This is a genomic window from Leisingera sp. MMG026 (assembly GCF_021654205.1).
Lineage (GTDB): Bacteria > Pseudomonadota > Alphaproteobacteria > Rhodobacterales > Rhodobacteraceae > Leisingera.
Map to the genome: position 1 here is coordinate 1 of NZ_JAKFZM010000004.1, position 19,368 is coordinate 19,368.

Genomic DNA, 19,368 nt, shown 5'->3' on the forward strand with positions numbered 1-19,368 from the left:
CGCTGAGGCCCATCTTATCGGACCTCGTTCGCCCTGGGAGAGCGGCCGCCGCAAACACACCATGTCAGTCGCTTGCGATCATCGCCTCTGGCAATTCCTTCTTGCAGGGCCTGGGCTTATACCCCATCTTCTCGGAATTGGTCTGCACTTTGGGCTTTGGCGGCGCTTTCTCATGCATCTCTTTGATATGCGCCATAACCGCACTCAGCCGCTTGTTCCCGATGACGGCAGCATGGGTGACGCGCTGGGTTCATATCAATGACCCGGTAGGGCAGGGAGTGGCCTTTCAAGCGGACCTCAAACCGCCCATCCGCAAAGGCATAGGTATCCGCATATTTGCAACCAGCGCGTGACAATTCGTTCTCTTCCAGCATGATCCGCTTGCGGTCATAGGAAGTTGTGAGCTGTTTGCCGGCATAGCGATTCTCCCGCCAGCACAGAACTTCCGCCAGCCGGTCCGGTTCGACATTCAACGCCCGGTGCAGGTTGTCCGGCTTGGCAGGGACCTTAGCAAATTTGGCGCAGAAACGGTTGTGAGCGCTGCATATATGAAGCCTGTAATCCGGGTTATGTTGAATGTGCAACAGGAAGAGCGAAAAGTGTGAGTTCGCTGGATCTGCGTGCGCAACCCCTCCAAACTATGAAGGCCGTCGTTCACAGTAGAGCGGGCGAAGTCTCTGGTGCTGCTGGCAGCGACAGGACCGGCAATGCACAGGAAGCGCCCCTTTGCATAGTCCAGCCTGCTGTCCGGTAGCGGACATTGCCGCATCTTGGCGCAAAGGAGCAGCTTGTGTCCTCATCTGCAGCCCTTAAGCAAGCAAAGAGCGGGTGTTCTTTACGCACTTAGCCTCCGCACTCCGGCGCCGCCGGGGCTGTCAGTATAACTTGCACATTCTGTCCGCTCTTTCAGCATTTGCGGGAAGGTCGGCTCAGGAAGTCGTCAGGCTTTCCCCGGTATCCAAAACGGGTGCTGCATCAATGTCCTCCGCGTCCAGCATGGCGGCGACACGTTCCAGTGCCGCAATCAACCCTGCCTGCTCCCAATCTTCCATCGCTTCAAACTTGCGAACAAACCGTTGCTGCAGGGGGTCAGGCGCTTCCGCAATTGCCTGACGGCCTTTTGCAGTGACAGATATATCGGTTTGACGCCGGTCGGTCTGCGACTTTTCACGTACGGCCATCTCTTTGCGCACCAGCTTGTCGACAAGCGAAGTCACGGTTGCTTGGGAAATCCGCATCTGCTGCGAGATTGCCTTGGCCGTGCAATGCCCGCTGCCGGCAATAATTTGCAGCACCCGAAACTGCGGTGCAGTCAGTTCAACCGACCGGGCAAGCTCACGTCCGAACAGGTCGGTCGCGCGCAGAATCCGGCGCAGGGCTATCAAGCTGGCATCAATACGGTCCATCTTCAGTTTCTGGCAGAGCTTGGGGGGATAATCAAGAAGTGCGGTTTTATGGCTTTTTACTTTGAAAGATGAAGCATAAATGATCCACTTGATGGGCGCTTTTTCGCGAATGCTGAGCAAAAAACGACACATTGACGCAATCTGCGACACTGTCTTGAAGCCGTTGCGGGAGGGTGTTACTTAGTCAGTCAAATTAAAATGGAGGCGCCGGGGCAGATGCGGCATGCGTTAGAGTTTTTCCGGAAAGCAACACCTGCGCTGCGCGAGCCCGCAGCGGAAGATGGAGCCGGGATCTGGGAGTTGGTGCGCGCATGCAAGCCGCTCGACGAAAACTCCATGTACTGCAATCTGATCCAGTGCGACCACTTCAGCGAGACCTGCGTGGTTGCTGAGATTGAGGAAGAAATAGCTGGCTGGACTTCTGCCTACGTTCTGCCTGACGATCCGGAAACGCTGTTTGTCTGGCAGGTGGCAGTGTCGGAACACGCCCGCGGGACCGGGCTTGGCTCGCGGATGCTGAACGGCCTGCTGCTCCGCGAGGCCTGCAAAAACATCAAACGGCTGCAAACGACAATCACGCAAGAAAACAGAGCGTCCTGGGCATTGTTCCACAACTTCGCAGCCAACCGGAGCGCGCCGCTGAGGAGTCGGCCCCACTTTACGCAGGCCGGGCATTTCCGTGACCGCCAGAGTACCGAGCACATGGTCACGATTGATTTCTCCGAGGCACCCGGCAGCACAGTTTGAGGGCGCTTTGATCCATGTGGCGCTTGCCCGTTTTGACCTGTCTAGTTCCAAGAGGACACAATATGCCGACTGATACGTCAGCCGAGATTTCCATTTTCAAGCGCCGCGAATCCGAAGCGCGCAGCTATTGCCGCGGCTTCGATGCGGTGTTCACCCATGCCAGCGGCTCTGAGCTGACTGACGACAAGGGGCGCCGGTACATCGACTTTCTTGCCGGTTGCTCGTCGCTCAACTACGGGCACAACGATCCGGACATGAAGGCGGCGCTGCTCGACCACATCTCGTCCGACGGGCTGGCGCACGGGCTGGATTTCCACACCAGCGCCAAGGCGGAATTCCTTGATGCCTTCGACCGGCACATCCTGCGGCCGCGCAATATGGACCACAAGGTGATGTTCACCGGCCCGACCGGCGCCAATGCGGTTGAGGCAGCTCTGAAACTGGCCCGCAAGGTGACCGGCCGCAACACTGTCATCGCCTTCACCAACGGTTTTCACGGCGTCACCCTGGGCGCCTTGGCGGCCACCGGCAACAGCTATCACCGCGGTGGCGCCGGCACCCCGCTGAACGGTGTCACCCGGATGCCCTATGACGGCTACTTTCCGGGCGGCGCTGATACCGCTGAATACCTTGAGACGATGCTGAACGACCGCTCCAGCGGCATCGACGCCCCTGCGGCTATCCTGCTGGAGACCGTGCAGGGCGAAGGCGGCCTGAATGCCGCGCGCCCCGAATGGGTGCAGCGCATCGCCGCGCTGGCCAAGGAGCACGGCGCGCTGCTGATCATCGACGACATCCAGGCCGGCTGCGGCCGTACCGGCGGCTTCTTTTCCTTTGAGGACATGGGGATCACACCGGACATTGTGACGCTGGCGAAATCGATCTCGGGCTTTGGCCTGCCGATGGCGCTGATGCTGGTGCGCCCCGCACATGACATATTCGGCCCGGCCGAACACAACGGCACCTTCCGCGGCAACACTCATGCCTTTGTCACGGCCCGGGTTGCGATCCGGAAATTCTGGGGTGACGGCCGGTTCCAAAAGGATGCTGCCGCCAAAGCCCGGCTGTTGACTGCCGCCCTGGAAGAAATGGCCGAATTGCTGCCTGGCGCCTGTCTCAAGGGGCGCGGCATGATGCAGGGGCTGGATGTCGGCTCTGGCGAGCTGGCCGCCAGCATCTGCGCCCATGCCTTTGAGAACGGGCTGATTATCGAAACCTCGGGCAACAAAGACCAGGTGGTCAAGGTGCTGGCCCCCCTGACCACATCTGAGGATACCCTGATGAAGGGTCTGAACATCCTGCGCGGCGCGATCCGCGGCGTAACGGACTCAAGCAAATTTGCAGCGGAGTAAGACATGATAGTTCGCGACTACAACGACATTGTCAAAAGTGACCGCAGCCGCGTTGTATCGGACGCAAAGTGGTCTTCGGTCCGGATGCTGCTGGAGCAGGACGGGATGGGGTTTTCGTTCCACATCACCTTTCTTGAGGCCGGTTCGGAACACACGTTTGAATACAAGAACCACTTCGAGAGCGTTTATTGCATGCAAGGCACAGGCTCGATCACCGATTTGGCCACCGGCGAAACCCACCTGATCCGGCCCGGCGTCATGTACGCGCTGGACAAACATGACCGCCACACCCTGCGCGCTGAGGAAGAGCTTGTCATGGCCTGTGTGTTCAATCCGCCGGTGACCGGCAGCGAAACCCACCGCGAAGATGGCTCCTACGCGCTGGAAACCACCTGAAGAGGCCCCGGCGCCAGCCGGGGGATAGACAGTGAATTTTCCCGAACATACCGTCGAGAAGATCGGCGGCACGTCGATGTCCCGCATCCGGGAGTTGCGCGACACTTTGATCATTGCTGACCGTCGCGGTGGCGCGCTCTATCACCGGATTTTTGTTGTCTCCGCATTTGGCGGGATCACCAACCTGTTGCTGGAGCACAAGAAATCCGGTGAACCTGGCGTCTATGCCCTGTTTGCCAACGACGACAACGATCATGGCTGGCTTGACGCGCTGAGCCGCGTGGGGGAAGCGATGGCCGGTGTCCACAACGGCGTGTTGGACAATCCGGCCGACCGGGCGCTGGCGGAGGATTTTGTGCGCGACCGCATCGAAGGGGCCCGCAGCTGCCTGTTCGACCTGCAGCGCCTGTGCTCCTACGGCCATTTCCGCCTGTCGAGCCAGATGATGCTGGTGCGCGAGCTGCTGTCCGGGCTGGGCGAGGCGCATTCTGCATTTGTCACGACCCTGATGCTGCAGCGTGCCGGTGTGAATGCCCGGTTTATTGACCTCAGCGGCTGGCGCGATGACAGGGAATGCTCGCTTGAGGAACGGATCAGCGGCGGCCTTGGCACTCTTGACCTGGCATCGGAGCTGCCTGTCGTCACCGGCTACGCGCAGTGCCGCGAGGGGCTGATGCGCGAATATGACCGCGGGTATTCCGAAGTCACATTTTCCACCATCGCGGCATACACCCAGGCGAAAGAGGCGATCATCCACAAGGAGTTCCACCTGTCATCTGCAGATCCGGCGCTGGTGGGCACAAAAGCCGTGCGCAAACTGGGGCACACGAATTACGATGTCGCCGACCAGCTGTCGAATATGGGGATGGAGGCCATTCACCCGAATGCTGCCAAGATCCTGCGCCAGTCAAAAGTGGCTCTGCGCATCACCAATGCCTTTGAGCCTTCCGATCCCGGCACCCTCATCGACGGCCAGCCTTCCAAAACCGCAGCCGTTGAAATCGTGACCAGCCTTGATGTGGTTGCGCTGGAACTGTTCGAGCAGGATATGGTCGGCGTCAAAGGCTATGATGCCACTGTATTAGAGGCCCTGCGCCGCCACAACGTCCGGATCGTCTCCAAAAGCTCGAACGCCAATACCATCACCCACTATGTCGAGGCATCGCTGAAGACAGTGCGCCGTGTGGTGAATGACCTTGAGCGCGCGTATCCGTCCGCCCAGGTCAGCACACGGGCGTTGTCCATCGTTTCGGCCATTGGACGCGACCTGTCCGGGGTGCAAGTGCTTCGCCGCGGGCTTGCAGCCTTTGACCAAGCGGGTGTCGGGGTGATCGCTGCGCATCAGACACCGCGCAATGTCGATGTTCAATTTGCGGTGCCACGGACATCAGCGGAAACTGCGGTCACGGTTTTGCACAGGGCTCTTATTGCGGGAACCGGCCAGGCTGCAAAAGTAAAAGCGGCGTGACCAGGCAGCCGGGCCTGTGGCACCCCGTCGCTTCGACCCTGCGGCCAGGATAGAGGAACGGCAATGTGGTATCCTGATCCCGAAACGCTTCATTCCCCTTTGCATGCCAGCCTGGCAGTTGCGATTGAGCAGGCCATACTGACGGAGAAGCTCCCCGCCGGATCCCGGCTGCCACCGCACCGCAAAATGGCAGACCGGCTTGGTTTGAGCGTTCACACCGTAAGCAAAGCCTACGATAGCTTGCGCAAGCAGAACCTGATTGACGGACAGGTTGGCCGGGGCAGCTATGTCAGTGGCCCCGGGCCAGACGCGGCTCCGCCAAGAACCGCTCTTGAAGAAGGGTTTGATTTCTCCACCTCCCGCCCCATCCGCAACCAAGAGCACAGCAGGCGGTTTCAGCTTTCATTGCAGAGGCTTACGGCAGAACTGAGCCCCTCGGCCCTGCAGGATTGCAGTTTCAGCTCCGGGCATGATGGCCGCCGCGCGGCAGGGGCAAAGTGGCTGGCAGCCTGCGGTCTTGCTGCCGCTCCGGAACAGATTCTGGTGACAAACGGCGGCAGTCACGGAATGTCTGTTGCGCTGTCCGCACTGACCCGTCCTGGCGACACAGTTTTGTCAGACAGTATCACCCATAATCTGCTCGTTTCCGGTTGTTCCTATTTGGGGTTGAAACTTTCGGGACTGAAAACGGACTCATCTGGCATTTTGCCGGATGCATTGGAGGAAGCCTGCCGGACGTCCGGCGCTAAAGTCCTGTGTTTGCTGCCATCATTGGCAAACCCGGTGCCGGTTATGATGCCTGAAGACCGGCGCAGGGAGCTGTCCCGGATTGCCGATGACCATGGTCTCTACATCATTGAAGATGATCCGCTTGGCCCTGTAGCAGAGGATCGCCCGCCGCCGGTGTCATCGCTGGTGCCGGAACGTTCCGTCTATATGTCTGCCCTCAGCACATGCCTGATGCCCGGGCTGCAGGCCGGATACATGGCTGCGCCAAGCCATTTGCTCCCTTCCCTGACGGGCCGCCTGCTGAGTTTCGGGGGGGCGGGCACGCCCTTAATGCAGGAACTTGCCGGCTGCTGGGTATCGGACGGCACAGCGCTGGAGATTGCAGACTGGCAAAGGAAAGCATTGAAAAGCCGCTACCGCAATGTTTGCGGAGTATTAAATGGAATACCCTGGAGAGGTCACCCTGCAGCACTGCATCTGTGGTTGCCGCTGCCTGACGGGTGGAGCTCCGTCGATTTTTCGCAATATGCGCGCCAGATGCACATAGCCGTGACACCTGACACACCTTTTCTGCCCCCGGATACACGCCCACCGGGCGCAGTGCGGATTTCGCTGGGCGCGGTTCAGGATGAGACCCGTTTCAGCAAAGGCCTGGAGCTGATTGCAGCCCTTTTAAAGCTGAACCCGCACAGCTTGCCGCAGCTTGCGTTTTAGCGGTTGCCCCTAGGGCCAGGGCCCGTTGCTTTGCGCTTGGCGGCGGGAGTAAAAGGTCCGGGTTCATTCAGACAGGGGAAAGACAGCGGTGCGTTTTACGGTGCCGTAGACAAAACTGGTGTCGATCGATGCAATGCCGCCGATCGGATGAATGCGGTGGCGGATGAAATTTTCATAGGCTTCCAGATCAGGCACCAGTACCCGCAATTGGTAGTCCATTGCGCCAGTCAGCACGTGGCACTCCAGCACCTCCTCGATCATCTGCATCCGCCGTTCGAAATTCTGGACGTCGGTTTCGTTATGCCGTTCCAGGCGGATGCGGACAAAGACGGTGATCGCCAGCCCGCAGGCGGCGGCATCCGCATCGGCGCTGTAACCGCGGATAATCCCCTTGGCTTCAAGGTTCCGGACCCGCCGCAGGCACGGCGACGGGGACAGGCTGACCGCGTCGGCAAGCTCCTGGTTGGTCATCCGCCCGTCCTGCTGCAGGGCGCGGATGATTTGTCTGTCTTTGTTGTCCATGCGGATCCCGGATTGGCAGTATCTGCCAATATTTATATCCTATGAGGCATAGTTCGCAATCAAATGCTGTGCATTTGGGTCCATTATGGCTAAAATCAGATTGAGGAGACAGCCATGACCCGTCCCAACGGCTTTGCCACCCGCGCCATCCACCACGCCTATGACCCGCAGGACCACGAAGGCGCATTGACGCCGCCGCTGCACCTCACCTCGACCTTTGCGTTTGAGACTGCCGAGGCCGGCGGCGAGATGTTTGCGGGGGAGCGCGCGGGCCATATTTACAGCCGCATCTCAAACCCGACCTGCGATCTGCTGGAACAGCGCATCGCCACGCTGGAGGGCGCAGAAGCCGGCCTGGCGCTGGCCAGCGGCATGGGGGCGGTGACCGCTGTGCTGTGGACGCTGCTGTCGCCGGGGGACGAAGTCATTGTCGACAAGACGCTTTATGGCTGCACCTTTGCCTTCATGCGTCACGGGCTGGCGAAATGGGGCGTCACCATCACCCATGTCGACATGAGCGACCTGGACAACCTGCGCAAGGCGGTTTCCGGCAAGACGCGGGTGGTCTACTTTGAGACGCCGGCCAACCCCAACATGCGGCTGGTGGATATCGAAGGCGCGGCCGAGATCGCCCATGCCTCTGGCGCCCAGCTGGTGGTCGACAACACCTATTCCACCCCGTATCTGACCCGCCCGATTGAACTGGGCGCCGATATTGTGCTGCATTCCGCCACCAAATACCTTGGCGGCCATGGCGATGTGGTGGCCGGGCTGGTTGCGGGCCGCGCCGAGCAGATCGCCGAAATCCGTCTGGTCGGCATGAAAGACATGACCGGCGCGGTGATGGCGCCGTTCAATGCCATGCTGATCCTGCGCGGTCTGAAGACGCTGAACCTGCGGATGGACCGCCACTGCGCCTCGGCCAGGGTGGTGGCAGACTTCCTCGCCGCCCATCCGGCGGTCCGCACAATGCACTTTCCAGGCCTCAAAAGCTTCCCGCAGCATGACGTGGCGGAACGCCAGATGGACCAGCCCGGCGCGATGATCGCGTTTGAGGTCGAGGGTGGGCTGGCCGGCGGCATCGCGCTGATGAACGGTCTGCAGATGATCCAGCGCGCGGTGTCGCTGGGTGACGCCGAGACCCTGATCCAGCACCCCGCCTCGATGACCCATTCGACCTATACGCCGGAAGAGCGTGCCGAACATGGCATCAGCGACGGGCTGATCCGCCTGTCCGTCGGCCTGGAGGAGGTCGAGGACATTCTGGCGGATCTGGAGCAGGCCCTGCCCGCCCCGGTGCAGCACGCCGCCGAATAAGGAGACAGCCATGCGCCCGGACCTGACCCATCTGAAGACCGTTGAGCAGCGGCTGTTGTGGCTGTCGCACTGGATGATCCACAACGCCAACCACATCCGCCCCAATCCGGACGGGATCAAGGTGGGCGGGCATCAGGCCTCCTCTGCCTCGATGGTGTCGATCATGACGGCGCTGTACTTCTCGGCGCTGCGGCCCGAGGACCGGGTGGCGGTGAAACCGCATGCCTCGCCCGTCTTCCACGCGATGCAATACCTGATGGGCAACCAAACCCGCGAAAAGATGGAGAATTTCCGCGGCTTTGGCGGGGTGCAAAGCTATCCCAGCCGAACCAAGGACATTGACGATGTGGATTTCTCCACCGGCTCGGTCGGGCTGGGTGTCGGCATCACCGCGCTGGCGTCCATGGTGCAGGATTTCATCGCCGCCAAGGACTGGGGGACGGGAACCAGACTGGGGCGCATGGTGGCCCTGGTCGGTGATGCCGAACTGGATGAGGGCAACATCTACGAGGTACTGCAAGAGGGCTGGAAGAACGGCCTGCGCAACACCTGGTGGATCATCGACTACAACCGCCAGTCGCTGGATGGGATTGTGCGCGAAGGGCTGTTTGAGCGCATCGAGAAGATCTTTGATGCCTTTGGCTGGGATGTGGTGCGGGTGAAATACGGGGCGCTGCAGCGTGCGGCATTTGAAGAGCCGGGCGGGGAAGCCTTGCGCGCCTGGATCGATGCCTGCCCGAACCAGGAATATTCGGCGCTGACCTACATGGGCGGTGCGGTCTGGCGCCAGCGGCTGCTGGATGACTTGGGCGATCAGGGCGCGGTCACAGCGCTGATAGACCACCGCAATGATGCGGAGCTGGCGGCGCTGATGGAAAATCTCGGCGGCAACTGTGTGGAGACCATGGCGGATGCGTTTGCTGCCATCGGCCACGACCGCCCGGTCTGCTTCCTGGCCTATACGGTCAAGGGCTGGGGCACGCCGATTGCCGGCCACAAGGATAACCACGGCGGGCTGATGACCAAGGCCCAGATGGCGGATTGGCAATCACATATGGGGGTGCCCAAAGGCCAGGAATGGGATCCTTTTGCCACCGTTGCGGATGTGCCGGCGCTGCAGGCCTTCCTGGGCCAGGTGCCGTTTTTTGCCCAGGGCCCGCGCCGGTATGCCGAGGCGCCGCTGGCGGTGCCATCCGTGGCGTTGGATACATCCCGTGAAATCTCGACCCAGATGGCCTTTGGCAAAATCATGGATGCGCTGGCGCGCGGTGACAGCGAACTGGCGGCACGGATCCTGACCACCTCGCCGGATGTGACCGGCACCACCGGGCTGGGGCCATGGGTGAACCGGCGCAAACTGTTTGCCCGCGAGGCGCAGGCGGATGCGTTCATCGAACACCGCATTCCCTCCACCGCCAAGTGGAACTTTGCCCCCGAGGGCCAGCATCTGGAGCTGGGCATTGCCGAGATGAACCTGTTCCTGCTGCTGGGGGCAGCGGGGCTGGCGCACAGCCTGTGGGGCAAGCGGGTGATCCCGGTCGGCACGGTCTATGATCCCTTTGTCTGCCGCGGTCTCGATGCGCTGAACTATGCCTGCTACCAGGACGCGCGGTTCATGATCGCAGGCACCCCTTCCGGTGTGACGCTGGCGCCCGAGGGCGGCGCGCATCAATCCATCAGCACCCCGCTGATTGGGATGAGCCAGGACGGGCTGGCGGCCTTTGAACCTGCCTTTGCCGATGAACTGGCGGTGATCATGGAATGGGCTTTTGGCTATTTGCAGCGGGATGGCAACGGCGACTCCGACGAGCGCACCTGGCTCAGGGATGAGACCGGCGGATCGGTTTACCTGCGGCTCAGCACAAAACCGCTGGAGCAGCCGGGCAAACGCGCCGATGATGATTTCCGCCAAGGCGCCATCGACGGTGCCTACTGGCTGCGCAAGCCCGGCCCCAATTGTTCGGTTGTGATAGCCTATCAGGGCGCGGTCGCAGACGAGGCGATTGCCGCCGCCGGCATGATCGGTGGCGTGCGGCGGGATATCGGCGTGCTGGCCGTCACCTCGGCGGACCGTTTGAATGCAGGCTGGACCGCCGCCCAGCGGGAGCGCGCCCGCGGCAATCCGATCGCTCTGGCGCATATCGAACAGCTGCTGCGGGATCTGCCTGCGCATTGCACCTTGGTCACCGTGATCGACGGCCATCCCGCAACCCTCGCCTGGCTTGGCGCCGTGGCCGGGCACAGGACGATCCCGCATGGGGTGGAGCACTTTGGCCAGACTGGAACAATCGGCGATCTCGCCCGCCATTTCCGGATCGACCGGCAGGCAATCGTTAATTCCATTGAAGGTCTGACGGCAGGCCGCAATGCCGCGCTGATGCCGGTCAATCCCGGCTGAACCCGTCCAACCGGCCCGCCGCATTGCCTGCATCCGCCGCTAGCGGTGGTATTGCGCAAACGGCAGGCCGCCGATCCGGGTCAGGGCCACCGGCGTCTGATACAGTGCCGTCAGGCTGGCGGCACTGGCGGCCTCATCCACCGGGCCTTGAAAAGCGATCCGCCCGTCCTTCAGCGCCACCACGTGATCGGACCAGCTGATGGCATAATTGAGGTCATGCACAACAATCACAATGCCCTTGCCGCGCTGTTCGGCCAGGCGGCGCAGCTGCGACATCAGATTGCGGGCGTGGTGCAGGTCCAGATTGTTCAATGGCTCGTCCAGCAGCAGCCAGTCGGTGTCCTGGGCATAGGCCATGGCAATAAAGGCGCGCTGGCGCTGGCCGCCCGACAGCTCATCCAGGAACCGCTGCTGCAAGGGGGCAAGGCCGAACAGCTCAATCGCATCCCCGATGGCGGCCTGGTCCGCTGCCGTCAGCCGCCCCTGGCTGTGCGGCCAGCGGCCAAAGCCGATCAGGTCTTTGACCCGGACCCGGCTGGCTACGGTCAGGTTCTGGGCAACAACCGCCATCTTGCGGGCCAGCTGGCCCGGGGCGATCCGGGCCGTGTCCGTACCGTCCAGACTGATGCAGCCGCGGCTGGGGGCCAGTTGCTGCGCGATCAGGTTCAACAGGGTCGATTTGCCTGCACCATTGGGGCCGATCAGTGCAGTGACCCGGCCTGCGGGGATTTCTGCATCAATCCCGTCAATTATGGGCTTTGCGCCGTGGCCATAGCTGAGGCCCGTTATTGTGATCACCGGATTTTCCCCTTTGCCAGCAGGAACATAAACAACAGGCCACCGCAAAATTCGATGACAACGGCCAGGGTGGATTGCAGCATCAGGATGCGTTCGAACACGGTCTGGCCAGCCACCAGAACAAGCGCGGAAATCAGCGCCGCGGCCGGCAGCAGCAGCGCATGGCGGTGGCTCTGCATCAGGCTGTGCGCCAGGCTGGTCACCAGCAGCCCCAAAAAGGCAATCGGCCCCGCCAGCGCCGTCGACACCGAAACAAGCAAGGCAATGATGCACAGCACTTTCAACTGCAGACGGTCATGACCCACGCCCAGGCTGCGTGCCGTGTCCCGGCCCAGGGCGGCCACATCCAGAACCGCGTGATTGCGCCAAATCCACACAAAGGCCAGCATCATCAGCCCCAGGGCCACCGCCAGCGCCTCGTGGTCGAAACCGCCGAACTGCGCGAACATCCTGGCCTGCACGATTGAAAATTCGGACGGATCCATCAGCCGCTGAACAAAGGCGGTGATTGTCCGGAACATCAGCCCCAGAACCACGCCGGTCAGCACCATCAGCTGGATGTCATGGCGTGTTCGGCGCAGCACGCTGGTGAACAACAGCAGCGCCGCGCCCATCATGACCGCGGCGTCCAGCAGGAATCCGGCCAGGGCCGGGATCTGGCTGCTGCCGGCAATCCCCAAACCTGCAACCAGCCCGGTCTGCAGCAGCAGGAACAACGCATCGAACCCCATGAAGGCGGGCGTCAGAATGCGGTTGTGGCTGATTGTCTGCAACAGCACCGTTGCCACCCCGACCGCGGCTCCGACCGACAGCAGGCCCGCCAGTTTGACCAGCCGCAGCTCCAGGATATAGGCCACCGGCCCGCGCAAGCCCCAGAACAGAAACAGCGCCGCCGCCGCCGCCAGCAAGCAGCCCAGGCCCAGGATCCGCCGGTCAGCCATGTGCCCGCCGCCCCAGCAGCATATACAGAAACACCGCAGCGCCGAAGATGCCGAAAACGGTGCCGGCGGGGATCTCATACGGGTAACGCAGCAGCCGCCCCAGAATATCGCACAGCAGCAGCAGCCCGGCCCCGGTGCCGGCAACCACCGGCAGGCTGGCGCGCAGGTTGTCACCCATGATCCGAGAAACCAGATTGGGCACCACCAGCCCGATGAAGGGCAGCATCCCGACGGTCACAATCACCAGCGCCGACACCAGCGAAACGGTAACAATGCCAAAACCCAGCACTTGCCCGTAGCGCAGCCCAAGGTTCAGGCTGACATTCCGGCCCAGCCCCGCGATGGTGAACTGATCGGCAGCAAAATAGGACAGCACCGCCAGCCCGCCCGCCAGCCACAGCAGCTCATACCGCCCTGCCAGAACGCCGGAAAACTCGCCGCTTATCCAGACGCCAAGATATTGCAGCAGGTCGGTTTGAAATGCGATGAAGGTTGCGCAGGCCGTCAGCACCCCGCCGTAAACCAGCCCGGCCAGCGGGATCAGCAATGGCCGCTCCGGCGGGATGCGGCGGGCCAGCAGGATGAACAGGGCAGTGCCCGCCAGTGCGGAAGCCGAGGCTGCCAGCATTTTGCCGAACAAGGGCATCGAAGGCGTCAGCAGCGTCACCGCCAGCAGTCCCAGCATGGCGGCTTCATTGGTGCCAGTGGTGCCGGGCTCGACGAATTTATTGCGCACCAGCAGTTGCATGATGACACCCGCCACCGCCATCGACGCGCCGGTCAGCAGTACCGCAGCGGTGCGGGGAATGCGGCTGACCGCCAGCAGCTGCAACGCCTGCGGATCGCTCAGCAACGCTCCCGGGCTCAGCCGGTTGACGCCCACAAACAGGCTGGCCGCAGCGAGCATGCCCAACAGCAGGCCCATCAGAACCAGAGTATTCCGGCCCTCCGCGACGCGGCTGTTCAGAGCAGCAGGATCAGCCACCTGCCGCAAACCCGGCCAGAACTTCGTCCAGCGCCGCCGTCATCGACTGGATGCCGCCGCCCGCAATATAGACGTTGGCCGCATTAAGATAGACCACCTGCTGCCGGCGCCAGGCCGTGGTGCCCGCCACCAGCGCATTGTCCAAGGTGACCGCCGCCGCCTGATTGCCCTGGCCAATCGCTGCGGCACGGTCGATGACAATCAGCCAGTCCGGGTTGGCCGCGGCGATGAACTCAAACGATACCGCCTCGCCGTGGGTCTGTGCTGCGACGCTTTCGACCGCCTCCGGCAAATTCAGCGCGGTATGCAGCCAGCCGAACCGCGACCCTGCGCCGTAGACAGATACTTTGGGGCCGTTGGTCATCAGGATCATCGCCGTGCCGCGGCCGGCAACGGCAGCGCGGGTGTGCTCCAGCTTGGCGGTGAAGGCCGCTTCCAGATCCGCCGCCCGCGCCTCCTGCCCGGTCAGGCGGCCATAGCTGCGCAGCCGCGCCAGCGATTGGGCAACGTGGTCTTCGCCCCATATCGTCATGTCGATGGCCGGGGCGATCCCGGCCAGCGCCGCAACCTGCGCCGAGGACCGCCCGCCCGCTACGATCAAATCAGGCGCCAGCATTGCAATGGCTTCAAAATCCGGTTCAAACAGGGTGCCCACTGGCACGGCCTTGTCCTGCAGATCCTGCAAGTAGCTGACATACAGTTTGGACGGGACACCGGCGATTGGTACCTGCAGGGCCTCCAATGTGTCCGCGGCTGCGGCATCCAGCACGACGATTTTCTGTGGGATTTCAGCCAGTTCGACCGCTCCGCGCGCGGTGTCGATGGCAATGCTTTGCGCCTGCGCCGCGCCGGCCAGGGCAACAGCAATGGATGCAGCCAGCTGCAAGATCTTCCGATGGGCCATTTTCTATCCTGTTAAGATGGAATTTGGCTGGCGGGATTGGCTTGCTCAAAATCGAGAGCGGCTTACCGGCCTGCGATGAAAAAGTCCAGCCGCGCTGCTGTTGTGCCTGCCGCAGGCTCCAGGCCGCGCAAAAATGCAACATCAGCATATTAACGGAAAATCGCCCGGACAGGGGCTTGCAGCCGCAGGAATTGGTCCCTATCAGGCCCAAGCCTTTGCAAGGCCAGCCAGGATTTGACCCAAGCTAACAGCTCTTAGAACACGGGTTTATCATGGCACGAACTTCCAACATCCGCCTGTCAGGGCTGCTGTGCAGCACCGCTCTGGCTCTCATCTCCGCCCCAGCCGCCTTTGCCGAGGAAGACGAAGTGCTGTCGCTGGACCCGATCATCGTCAAACAGCGCGATCCCGCAGGCAACGCCGCTGATCGCGCAACATCAATCTATGTGGCCGACGCCGAGATTGAACGCGCTGCGATGGGCGATCTCAAGGACCTGTTTGCCGGCATCGCCTCGGTCTCGGTCGGCGGCGGCATTCCGATTGCGCAGAAAATCTTTGTCAACGGCGTCGACATGCTGAACCTTGCGGTGCAGGTGGACGGTGTCAGTCAGAACAACCGCACCTTCCACCACGTCAGCGCCAATGCATTCGATCCCGGCCTGATGAAATCGGTGCGCGTCGATCCCGGCGTTGCCCCTGCTGACGCAGGTCCCCGCGCGCTGGCGGGCCGGGTGGTGATGGAAACCATCGACGCCGAAGACATTATCGAAGACGGCGAAACCTTCGGCGGCCGGTCCCGCCTGTCCTATTCCAGCAACGGCAGCACCGCCCAGGGTTCGCTGACGCTGGCAGGCCGCAGCGGCGGTTTTGAAATCCTCGGCTACGCCAAACGCGCCACCGGCGACAATTACGAGGACGGTGACGGCAACGAGGTGACAGGTTCTGCGGCGAACCTGACTGCGGGCCTGTTGAAATTCGCCTATGAGGGTGATCACGGCGACCGGATTGAATTGTCGCTGCAAGAGGCGCAGGATAACGAAATCCGCAATTTCCAACCCAACTTCGGTTCCAGCACCCGCGGCTTCGCCCCCTATTTCACCAAGCGCCGGATTGCCTCGCTGCGCTATGAAAGCGGTAATGAAACCGGTCTCTGGGACCCGTCTGCGACCTTTGGTTTTTCTGAAATCAACGTTGACCGCCCGTCGGACCCGTTCGGCGATTCAACATCCACCAGTTCCAGCACCTACGCGCTGACGCTGAAAAACGATTTCCACCTGTCGGACAGCAACACCATCACCGGCGGCGTGGATTATCAGGTCCGCGAAAGCACGGTGAACGCGACCTGGGTCAACGGACTGACCGGCGAGGAAAGCAAGAACCTGGGCGTCTTTGCTCAGGCCCGGCTTGAACCCACCGATCGCCTCAGCGTCTCTGCCGGCCTGCGCTATGACTGGCAGGACTTCACCGGCCAGGACTTTGCCCAGACCGGCACCGCCTTCACCGGTTCAACGTCAGGCGCAAGCGGAAACCTGTCGCTGGTCTATGACCTGACCGATGCATTGTCGCTGCGGGCCGGCTACTCCAACGTCTTCGGCGGCTATGACCTCGAGGACAACTTCCTGTTCTACCAGGCCTGGGACTATTCCGCCCTGCAGTCCTCCCGCGCGAAAAACATCATCGTCGGCGCCGACTGGCAGCGCGGCAATTGGACCCTGGGCGGCGAGCTGTTCAAGACCAGCATCGGCAATCTCCGCGGTGTTACCCGGACCGGTGCTGTCATCGGCAACGACTTTGAAAGCAAAGGCTTCAATCTGGCCGCCACCTATGGCTGGGACAGCGGCTTTGCCCGCTTCACCATGAACAGCAGCGACATCGAATTCAACGATCAGCCGGCCGAGAGCTTCTTTGTCGTCGATTCGGGCACCCCGATCGGCAAGGTGCTGGCGTTTGAGGTGCAGCAGGAAATTCCAACCATGAACCTGCTGGTCGGCGGCAGCGTCGAGGCTGCCCTGTCAAACGACAATGGCGTCTATGAAACCTACACCCAAAAGCAGGAAAGCTATCAGGTTCTGAACCTCTTTGCTGAATACAGCCCGCCGTCGCTTGGCAACGTCACCATCCGGGCGGCCATCGACAACGTATTCGACACGCAATACGCCGACCGGGCCACCTATGGCACCGAATACACCGCCGCGTCGATCACTTCGATCAAGGAACCGGGCCGCAATGTCTCGGTTGTTGCCACCCTTAAGTTCTAAGCAACCGCGGGGGCGCCTGCCTTGGCGCCCCCATTTCGGATTTCCGTCATGCGCGATCTTCTGCCGGCTACCGTAAGTCCTTTGTATTTTTGGAAAATACCCGCTTCCCCGCCCACCGGACTCCGACTAATGAGAACGGTGTGAATTCAACGTCACAACAGGTGCCCTGCCTTTTGCCGGCACCGCTCAGCAGTCAGCCATCCCGCCAGTTCATGTCGAAACAGACCCGGTTGACCTGAATGCCCGGCCCCCCGTCAGGCGTCAGCCCGCCGAGGCACGGCTACGGGAAAAACCCTGGACCATGCGACCTGCCTCTACTCTCGTCCCGCCTCTGCGGAGCGGCCTGCGATGAGCTTCCGGAAAGCACTCCAGCCCGGCCTCAGCGCCCAGGCGGCACCTCAGATCGCGTCCCAGGTTGCATCATTTCGGGGCGGCGCAGATCCGCTGTGCACATCTGGACGCCCGCGATCCCGGCAAGCTGCCAGAGTTCCTGCGCGGCGTCTTGAACAGCAACGCTGAAATCGAAAAGATCCTGCGCCGCAAGGCCGGCACGCCCGACCCGGACAGCTTTCTGGCGGCAGAGCAGGCGCTTTCCTACGGCCACTGGCTGCACCCCAATCCCAAAAGCCGCGACGGTCTGATCAACTGGCAGCAGGCGGCATACACTCCCGAATACGCAGGCCGGTTCCCGCTCGCCTTCTTTGCTGCGGACAAAAGCATCGTCTCGCAAGGGTCTGCACACGGATCTGCCGCGGAGTTGACCGGTCAGATTCCCGGCACACCCGCTGCAGGCGCAGATGCTGCGGCTGGATCCGGCGGTGCAGGCGCTGCTCGCCTCGGGCAAACTGCGCGACCTGGGCGCGGCGGGGGGCGATTTTTACGCCACCTCTTCGGTGCGCACGGCTTATGCTCCGGATTGCCCCTGGATGCTGAACTTCTCGATCCCGGTGCGGCTGACCAACTCGCTGCGCGGCACCCTGCGCAGCGAGTTGGAGGTGGGTGTGTCCATGGCCCGGTTGCTGCACAGGCTGGAATTCACCAAACTCAGCCCGCGCTTCCGGATCATCGACGACCCGGCCTATCTCACCCTGGACCTGCCGGGCCGCCGTGAAAGCGGGTTTGAGGTGATCTTTCGCCAGAACCCTTTTACCGGCACGCAGGGCAAAGGCATCTTTAACCTCGCCGCCCTCACCGCCGGCCCGCTGCCCGGCCGCAGTGCGTTTTTGACCACCCCCATCAAACGGCTGGCAGCCGCCCGCGGCCAGTCCTGCGCCGAAACCGCCCGTCTGTGGTTCGAAGCCAATCTCGATTGCATGCTGGACCCGGTGCTGGATCTCTACGACCGGTACGGCATCGCGCTTGAGGCGCATCAGCAGAACAGCCTGCTGGACCTCAGCACCGGCCTGCCGTCCTGCGCCTATTACCGTGATAATCAGGGCTATTACATCACTCAGGATGCCTTTCCCCGCCTCAGCGCGCTGGAGCCGTCGCTGGACGATGTCCACGCATGAACCATTGAACCGCGCCAGCACTTCCCCCCGTGTTCTGCGCCAGCTGTGCGAGGCGCTCTTATGCGAGGGCTGGGCCGCCGAGATGCAGATCCACCGCGACGAGACCGTCAGCTGGTGCCTGCGCCAGACCCATTTCCGCGCCCGCGGCCTCCGTGGCGCCTTTGGCCGCTACCGGTTGCAGGGCGGCAGTATCTAGGTTCGGGACGGCAGCGGTTGCGGACCCTTCGGCCGCGATGGAAATCCTGCGCGCCGACCTTAGCCACACCGAACACCTCAGCGATCTGACCGCCCGGCAGACCCCGGCAGCGGCGCGGCGGCACGGGCTGAGCATCTCTGCACTGGAAACCGCCCTGCACGAGGGCCACCCCTACCACCCCTGTTACAAGGCCCGCAGCGGGTTTTCGGACGCCGACCATCTCGCCTACGGGCCTGAGGGCGGCCAGACCTTCCGGCTGGAAGGGCTCTTGATCCACCACACGCTGATACAGCAATCCCTGCCGCACGAGGGCTTCTGGGAACAGGAGCTGGGCACCGCTGAATGGCAGCGCATCACCGCACTGGCGGAACGGCGCAACGCACCGCCCGGCAATTACAACCTGCTGCCCCTGCATCCCTGGCAACATGTCAAACTGCAGGACAACCCGCTTTTCAACACATGGCGCGACGCGGGCCAGCTGGCAGAGATCGGCCCCATCGGCGCGCAGTACCGTGCCACCCAGTCGGTCCGCACCCTGATGAACGCCGAAAACCCCGCCCGAGCCCATGTGAAAACCGCGACAATGATGCGCAACACCTCCGCGCTGCGCACCCTGGCGCCGGAATCCGTCACTGTCGCCCCGGCGATCTCCCACTGGCTGGCGGATGTGCTGGACTGCGACCCCCTGTTCATCAGCCGCTACCGCTGATCCTCCTGCCGGAATAC

Annotated in this window: 18 protein-coding genes and 1 pseudogene; 12 read left to right on the top strand and 7 right to left on the bottom strand. The window is 62.1% G+C overall.

Annotation, left to right across the window (positions count from 1 at the left end; genetic code table 11):
- Window positions 1-64: 64 nt before the first annotated feature.
- Window positions 65-196: a hypothetical protein gene (locus L1069_RS24105; RefSeq protein WP_275423046.1), complete on the bottom strand. Its 132-nt coding sequence runs from the start codon at window positions 194-196 to the stop codon at window positions 65-67.
- A gap of 733 nt (window positions 197-929) precedes the next feature.
- On the bottom strand, window positions 930-1,406 hold the full coding sequence (locus L1069_RS03030; protein WP_134831495.1) for a MarR family transcriptional regulator: 477 nt from the start codon (window positions 1,404-1,406) through the stop codon (window positions 930-932).
- Window positions 1,407-1,622: 216 nt separating this feature from the next.
- Between L1069_RS03030 and ectA the strand changes: the two genes are divergently transcribed.
- The 5 genes from ectA to L1069_RS03055 all read left to right on the top strand — a co-directional run bounded on the left by ectA (window position 1,623) and on the right by L1069_RS03055 (window position 6,812).
- Window positions 1,623-2,153: a diaminobutyrate acetyltransferase gene (ectA, locus tag L1069_RS03035; protein WP_237454742.1), complete on the top strand. Its 531-nt coding sequence runs from the start codon at window positions 1,623-1,625 to the stop codon at window positions 2,151-2,153.
- A 62-nt stretch (window positions 2,154-2,215) separates the two neighbouring features.
- Window positions 2,216-3,505, top strand: coding sequence for a diaminobutyrate--2-oxoglutarate transaminase (ectB, locus tag L1069_RS03040; RefSeq protein WP_237454743.1), 1,290 nt, complete (start codon window positions 2,216-2,218; stop codon window positions 3,503-3,505).
- Between the two features lie 3 nt (window positions 3,506-3,508).
- On the top strand, window positions 3,509-3,901 hold the full coding sequence (locus L1069_RS03045; RefSeq protein ID WP_129373141.1) for an ectoine synthase: 393 nt from the start codon (window positions 3,509-3,511) through the stop codon (window positions 3,899-3,901).
- Window positions 3,902-3,932: 31 nt separating this feature from the next.
- Entirely contained in the window at window positions 3,933-5,369 is a 1,437-nt protein-coding gene (locus L1069_RS03050; RefSeq protein ID WP_237454744.1) for an aspartate kinase, read from the top strand.
- Window positions 5,370-5,432: 63 nt separating this feature from the next.
- Window positions 5,433-6,812 (top strand): PLP-dependent aminotransferase family protein, encoded by a 1,380-nt coding sequence (locus L1069_RS03055; protein WP_237454745.1) that lies wholly within the window; start codon window positions 5,433-5,435, stop codon window positions 6,810-6,812.
- Window positions 6,813-6,875: 63 nt separating this feature from the next.
- Here L1069_RS03055 and L1069_RS03060 read toward each other — a convergent pair whose 3' ends face one another.
- On the bottom strand, window positions 6,876-7,334 hold the full coding sequence (locus L1069_RS03060; protein ID WP_129373138.1) for an Lrp/AsnC family transcriptional regulator: 459 nt from the start codon (window positions 7,332-7,334) through the stop codon (window positions 6,876-6,878).
- Window positions 7,335-7,448: 114 nt separating this feature from the next.
- Here L1069_RS03060 and L1069_RS03065 point away from each other — a divergent pair, with 114 nt between their 5' ends.
- Together L1069_RS03065 and L1069_RS03070 are read left to right on the top strand one after the other, a co-directional pair.
- The gene (locus L1069_RS03065; protein ID WP_237454746.1) at window positions 7,449-8,651 is read left to right on the top strand and encodes a methionine gamma-lyase; all 1,203 of its coding nucleotides are present in this window, start codon (window positions 7,449-7,451) and stop codon (window positions 8,649-8,651) included.
- A 10-nt stretch (window positions 8,652-8,661) separates the two neighbouring features.
- Window positions 8,662-11,049 carry a transketolase gene (locus L1069_RS03070; RefSeq protein ID WP_237454747.1) on the top strand — a complete coding sequence of 796 codons (2,388 nt, stop codon included), beginning with the start codon at window positions 8,662-8,664 and terminating at the stop codon, window positions 11,047-11,049.
- A 39-nt stretch (window positions 11,050-11,088) separates the two neighbouring features.
- Here the strand turns inward: L1069_RS03070 and L1069_RS03075 are convergent, their stop codons facing one another.
- From L1069_RS03075 to L1069_RS03090, 4 genes are read right to left on the bottom strand one after another with little or no spacing between them, the layout of a single operon-like run.
- Complete coding sequence (locus L1069_RS03075) at window positions 11,089-11,847, bottom strand: ATP-binding cassette domain-containing protein (RefSeq protein WP_237454748.1); 759 nt, start codon at window positions 11,845-11,847, stop codon at window positions 11,089-11,091.
- The gene (locus L1069_RS03080; protein WP_237454749.1) at window positions 11,844-12,788 is read right to left on the bottom strand and encodes an iron chelate uptake ABC transporter family permease subunit; all 945 of its coding nucleotides are present in this window, start codon (window positions 12,786-12,788) and stop codon (window positions 11,844-11,846) included. Before L1069_RS03080 ends, L1069_RS03075 begins: the two co-directional genes overlap by 4 nt.
- Entirely contained in the window at window positions 12,781-13,713 is a 933-nt protein-coding gene (locus L1069_RS03085; protein ID WP_237454821.1) for an iron chelate uptake ABC transporter family permease subunit, read from the bottom strand. Before L1069_RS03085 ends, L1069_RS03080 begins: the two co-directional genes overlap by 8 nt.
- Window positions 13,714-13,765: 52 nt before the next feature.
- Window positions 13,766-14,677 (bottom strand): siderophore ABC transporter substrate-binding protein, encoded by a 912-nt coding sequence (locus L1069_RS03090; protein ID WP_237454750.1) that lies wholly within the window; start codon window positions 14,675-14,677, stop codon window positions 13,766-13,768.
- A 272-nt stretch (window positions 14,678-14,949) separates the two neighbouring features.
- On the opposite strand from L1069_RS03090, the gene L1069_RS03095 reads away from it, so the two are divergent.
- From L1069_RS03095 to L1069_RS03115, 5 genes and pseudogenes are all read left to right on the top strand, one after another.
- Complete coding sequence (locus L1069_RS03095) at window positions 14,950-16,935, top strand: TonB-dependent receptor (protein ID WP_237454751.1); 1,986 nt, start codon at window positions 14,950-14,952, stop codon at window positions 16,933-16,935.
- Between the two features lie 502 nt (window positions 16,936-17,437).
- Window positions 17,438-17,623: pseudogene (locus L1069_RS24110) on the top strand (IucA/IucC family protein); the annotation flags it as partial.
- 109 nt (window positions 17,624-17,732) lie between these two features.
- A complete protein-coding gene (locus tag L1069_RS24115) occupies window positions 17,733-18,446 on the top strand; it encodes an IucA/IucC family protein (protein ID WP_275423047.1) in 714 nt (237 codons plus the stop codon).
- Window positions 18,433-18,642: a hypothetical protein gene (locus tag L1069_RS03110; RefSeq protein WP_237454752.1), complete on the top strand. Its 210-nt coding sequence runs from the start codon at window positions 18,433-18,435 to the stop codon at window positions 18,640-18,642. Before L1069_RS24115 ends, L1069_RS03110 begins: the two co-directional genes overlap by 14 nt.
- Before the next feature lie 37 nt (window positions 18,643-18,679).
- Window positions 18,680-19,351 (top strand): IucA/IucC family protein, encoded by a 672-nt coding sequence (locus L1069_RS03115; RefSeq protein WP_237454753.1) that lies wholly within the window; start codon window positions 18,680-18,682, stop codon window positions 19,349-19,351.
- Window positions 19,352-19,368: the final 17 nt, after the last annotated feature.